The sequence below is a fragment of the Nocardia sp. NPDC058497 genome, from assembly GCF_042720195.1.
In the GTDB taxonomy this organism is placed as follows: domain Bacteria; phylum Actinomycetota; class Actinomycetes; order Mycobacteriales; family Mycobacteriaceae; genus Nocardia.
The window spans coordinates 1-1,099 of the sequence record NZ_JBHXMY010001039.1 but is presented as its reverse complement, the minus strand read 5'-3'; the positions used below and the strand labels follow the sequence as shown (position 1 = coordinate 1,099).

Genomic DNA, 1,099 nt, shown 5'->3' with positions numbered 1-1,099 from the left:
GTCGGGGGGGCTGGTTTTTGTTTAACAGCCCCCGCCTAACGGGGTCCCGGCGGGGGACCGGCCCCCCCGCAAAAACCCGGGGGCTGGTGCTTTCCGCCCCGCCCCGCTGTTGTGTCCGGTGGTGGTGCACATCACTGGGTGCTGACGTTCCGATCTTCACCGATCGCAAGATGGCGCTTCGAATCATGCGCCTGATCAACGACATCGAGCGGGACCCATTCGCCGGACTGGGTAAGCCCGAGCCCTTGAAAGGCGATAAGTCCGGGTACTGGTCACGCCGGATCAACGACGAGAACCGCCTGGTCTATGCCGTCCCCGGGGACAACGTCCTCATCGCCAGGCCGGCAACCACTACTGACTCCGCTCAGCGGCAAGCCCTGGGTTTTCGGGGTACCGGCCCCGCGAAAACTGTGGAACGCTACCGCTTCACGCGGTTCCCTGGCGAGCGCCGGGGCCGACCACACCGATGCGAAGGACCACCGAACCCATGCGAATCGCAGGACTGACCGCCCTCGCGGCGGGCGCACTCGTTCTCCCGGCCACCCTGGCTCCCGCGGCCTCGGCGGAGGTTGAAGACATCACCATCTCCGCCTGGGGTAATAGCGAAGTGCCCGTCGCCTGCGATTATGTGGGCGCCAACTGCAGCGTTATGGCCCGGATGTTCGGCTCCGACTACGCACTGCCCGCCACCGTGACGATCAACGGCCGCGAGCTCAGTTCGCCCGAGCGCCTGGACTACCCGGACCGGGAGCGCAGCGCGATCCGCGGCACCTGGCGCCCGCCGGCCAAGGGTACCTACACGATCGTGGCCACGCAGGGCTCCTCCACCAAGACCCTTGTCGTCGAGATCACCGGAGACGCCCAGCTCGGCAGCGGCTCTGCGGGACTGCTGCCCAGCGGCTCCAGCTGACCACCGAGTCCGGCCCTGGCCGATTCGCGACCGCCTTCCAGTTTCCAGCGCCGCATGGTCAGTACCCGTTGACCCCGCGGTCCGCCGCCGCTGCCCCGGGCGGCGCGCCCGGCGGGGGTCGGGGTCGATTTAACATAACCCCGCCCCCCACAACCGAAATCAATCCGCGAGGGGCACTGAGGAGGTGAT

The 1,099-nt window shown here is 67.8% G+C and carries 1 protein-coding gene and 1 pseudogene; both read left to right on the top strand.

The genetic code is table 11. The features are described from left to right. Positions 1 to 134: 134 nt before the first annotated feature. Positions 135 to 341 (top strand): annotated as a pseudogene (locus tag ACFWPJ_RS33530) (Txe/YoeB family addiction module toxin); the annotation flags it as partial. A 146-nt stretch (positions 342 to 487) separates the two neighbouring features. Beyond that, positions 488 to 910, top strand: a complete 423-nt coding sequence (locus tag ACFWPJ_RS33525; protein WP_378857639.1) for a hypothetical protein — start codon at positions 488 to 490, stop codon at positions 908 to 910. Positions 911 to 1,099 lie beyond the last annotated feature (189 nt).